The sequence below is a fragment of the Flavobacterium tegetincola DSM 22377 genome (assembly GCF_000425485.1).
GTDB classification, from domain to species: domain Bacteria; phylum Bacteroidota; class Bacteroidia; order Flavobacteriales; family Flavobacteriaceae; genus Flavobacterium; species Flavobacterium tegetincola.
The window spans coordinates 1-3,695 of the sequence record NZ_AUDN01000042.1 but is presented as its reverse complement, the minus strand read 5'-3'; the positions used below and the strand labels follow the sequence as shown (position 1 = coordinate 3,695).

At 30.3% G+C, this 3,695-nt stretch carries 3 protein-coding genes; all 3 read right to left on the bottom strand.

Going from position 1 to position 3,695, the window contains the following annotated elements:
• Nucleotides 1-104 precede the first annotated feature (104 nt).
• Nucleotides 105-851, bottom strand: a complete 747-nt coding sequence (locus H602_RS0109485) for a carboxypeptidase-like regulatory domain-containing protein (protein WP_084404235.1) — start codon at nt 849-851, stop codon at nt 105-107.
• Nucleotides 848-1,732: a hypothetical protein gene (locus tag H602_RS0109480; protein ID WP_026977779.1), complete on the bottom strand. Its 885-nt coding sequence runs from the start codon at nt 1,730-1,732 to the stop codon at nt 848-850. Before H602_RS0109480 ends, H602_RS0109485 begins: the two co-directional genes overlap by 4 nt.
• A 390-nt stretch (nt 1,733-2,122) precedes the next feature.
• Nucleotides 2,123-3,439, bottom strand: coding sequence for an APC family permease (locus tag H602_RS18610; RefSeq protein WP_035759353.1), 1,317 nt, complete (start codon nt 3,437-3,439; stop codon nt 2,123-2,125).
• Nucleotides 3,440-3,695: the final 256 nt, after the last annotated feature.

The window sequence follows — 3,695 nt, the reverse complement described above, 5'->3', positions numbered from 1 at the left end:
CGATAACTCCATAAGTGTTGACGGCATGTAATCGGTTCCGTTCAACACAGGTTTCATTGTTCGTTCTCCGAACGCAACGAAACCTTAGCTGTTGTGTGCTGTTTTTAATCATAGCAATTATAAAAACCATTATCTTCTTTACGTTTAACCTCTTTTTCAATTTTCCGTAATTGTCTTTTGTATTTACGCAGTTCTTTTCCTGGGTACAAAAAAGGGTAATCTACAATATTATTATTCAAATAGATTTTATAACAGTTTTTATCTGTAATAATAATTGTTTTGGGTTCAATTGCTAAGCCATCGATAACTAATTCATCACCTTCTATTACTTCTATTTCAAATCTACCATCATTGTCTGTTTTAGTTCTTCTTTCTGAACCATTAATTAAAATGTCTGCTTCAATTACAGGAATTTGAGTATTTATAAATGGAGCATTCTCAAAAACAAAACCTTTAATCACTTTGTAACTTGAGTTAAGAATAATTTCTTTTTCCGAAATTGTTTTAACAGAATTATTTAGTTTTTTTTTTGGATAATATGCAGGGCCAATTTTTGTTTTTATTTCTTCAACTTGTTCTAATTCGATATTTATTTCTAGTTTATCAACTTTAACTTCCTGCATTTTCATACCAGGATAATTAAACACTAAAGTATCGTCTAAATTAGCTTTAAGTGAATATTTACCGTCAAAATCAGTAGTTGTTCCAATTTGTGTTTTATTAAGATTAACTATTGCACTAACAATTGGCTCGCCACTTTTTTTATAAATTATTTTTCCACTTACCGTAATTTCTTGCCCAAAAGACAAAATGGGGAAAAGGAAAAATGATATGTAAAGAAGCTGTTTCATTTTTTATTGTAATATTCTTGTTGTTCTTTGAGTTCTTTCCAATATGGTGTAAGAAAATAGAATTCTCCAAATTCTGAAATTAAATAGGTTTCTTTACTTAAATAACTCATTCCATTACAATACAAATCAAAGTCAATATTAAATAGCTTTTTCAAATATTTTTTGGTTTTGTTAAGTATTTTCCAATCACTAACTGTAAAATAATCAAAGTCTTTTCCAACTATACCTGTATTGTGAATTATTTTTAACAAATCTTCTCTTATTTTCAAATGTTCTTTTAAAGTAAATTTTGCATTGTCTAAAATAAATTCCTTTTTTTCTTCTAAATAAAAATAATTCAAAATATTTCCTAATTCATCATAACTGACCTTGTCAATATTTCCTTTTTTATCAAAAAACCAAATTGTTTTAGCTAGTTTTGAATATAGTCGTCTAGGTTTTCCATTTTGATAATAGTAAATATCTAATACTTCTTCATCTCTATTGTAGTTTTTAATGTTTATTACTTCCTTTTTTAAATCTTTTTTAATTCTAATGCTTTTAAAAACTATTTTTTGATTTTTATAAACATAATTGGTAAGACTTGCAAGTTCTATATATTCATTTAGTCCATATTCATCTTCATATAATCTTGTTCTGTATTTCTCGACATCAAAACTACATTTAAAAGTTTCAGTCTTTTCTTCGGAAAATCCATTGAACGTTAAAACTTCCATTGAGTCTTTTTGGGTTTGTTTGCTTTTCTCCAATAGTTCAAAGAAATCAGGGGCTTTTAGATATGATTTATATGGCTTAAAGCTCTCTTTTGTGCCTATTAGCGTTTGAGCATTAGCATTAAAAAAAGTCAAAATGAAAATTGAAATCAAAATAATCTTTTTCATAAAAATATTTATAATATAAACACAAAAAATTAGCCAAAGGTTGAATTTATTTGCTCGGTTCGATAAAATAGCACACAACGTTTTGCAGCTACAAGAAGTTGGCGATTTCGAAGCACAAAACTGTCTGCCACCTCAAAACTTGATACGAAGCACAAAACTTCATTTATCCACTGAACCGCCAATTTTTTGTAGGTGCTGTTAGCAACTGGTGTGCGTTCTCGGAACTGTAGTCAAAAGAGCAGATTGAATAAATAGCTAACGAAACGAGACAGGCAATAATCAGCACTGCTAACCTTTCTTTTTTCTTCTCCTTGTTTTGAAAGGTGAGTTGTTTGATAACAAATATTAAAGAAAGTTTATAAAATAAAAACTGTAAGGCTTCCTTATTTTTTATTCAAAAATATTACCATTAATTCCCTTGTTACTTTTATCAACTTTTCTATGTGTAATTAATCTGAGAACTAGCTCTATTATAAATGATAGTGCAAGTAATCCTATAAACAAATAAAGTATAATGTACGAGTCTTTAATAGAATATATTAAAAACAACACAATTACTGCTAGTGTAGCAAGCAAAGCAGTAACAACCCAAAATTTAGATGCTTTAGTTTGCTTAATAACTCTAAGATGGCCTAAATGCGTTACTGAGTGAATAAACAATACACTAATAGAACCTACTGCTGCTATTTGTAATAAATTCAAGAAGATTATCAATACCGCCGATACTAAAACAGTTACTAATAAACCCTGTCTAGTATTTCCGATTTCTTTGGCAAAAAATCTGGGTAAATGCCCATCTTTTGCCATTTGATAAGAAATATTAGTTGCAGCATATAATACTGCATTAATAGATGATGATGTAGCAAACAATGCGACAATTGAAATAATAGTAAACCCAATTGCTCCAAAAATAGGTTTAGCTGCTTCTGCCAAAGCAAAATCTTTCGCTGCTATTACCTTGTCAATTCCCATGTTGCCAAAAATAGCAATTGACAACGCAGTATAAAGAACCATTGTAATAGCAATTGAAATAAAAATTGCTCTAATTATGTTCTTTTCTGGATTAACAATATCTTCAGCGGTATTCGTAATTATTCTAAACCCCTCGAATGAAAAGAAGGTTATAGCAAGGCTAAAGAGTATTTTATTGGATGAAGGATATAATGCCGGTGCCATTAATTCAGGTTTCATATTAATTAAACCTGTAATGGCAAATATGACTAATATTAAAATGGTAATTACAACCGCTACATTCTGAAATTTTACCACCTTTTTTATTCCAAAATATTGCACTATTCCAAGTAATGTAATTATCGATAAAGCAAATATATTTGTATATAACAAAGACCCTTTTAAATTTAATAAAGCTGCAGCATAGCTTCCAAAAGCCTTGGCCAATAATGCCAGTGATATTATGGTTGCTAAATACAGCATAATACTTATTCCACCAGAAAAAATGTTTGTACCGAATGCCTTGACTACATATTCCACAATGCCACCAGCGGCAGGGTAGCGTGCCCCTAATTTTGCTAAGGAGTAACCACTAATTGCTGCTACCATTCCTGCTAAAATAAATGAGATGTAAACAGCATTACCTGCAATTGCTCCAGCCTCTCCCATAAGTGCAAATATTCCCGCACCAATCATGGCTCCAACACCTATTCCGACTGCCGACCATAAACTTATTTTTTTCGTAGAATTATTCATTTTTCAACAAGGTTTTATAAATTCTTTAGAATTACGTTTTTTAATTTTTATTATTTGATAATTATAGTCTAATTTCTCACGTATCTGTTGATTTGTAAGGTTTTTTACACTTGTTGCTAACGTCTTGGCGCTTGGCGTGGTTGGGGACTTTTGAAACCGAGTATTTTCGGCTTAACGTAAATGTTGTAAAAAAACGCTAATTCCACTAAATCCCCAATCTCGCAAAACCGCTGTTGAACTAAACCTTCGGTAGCGT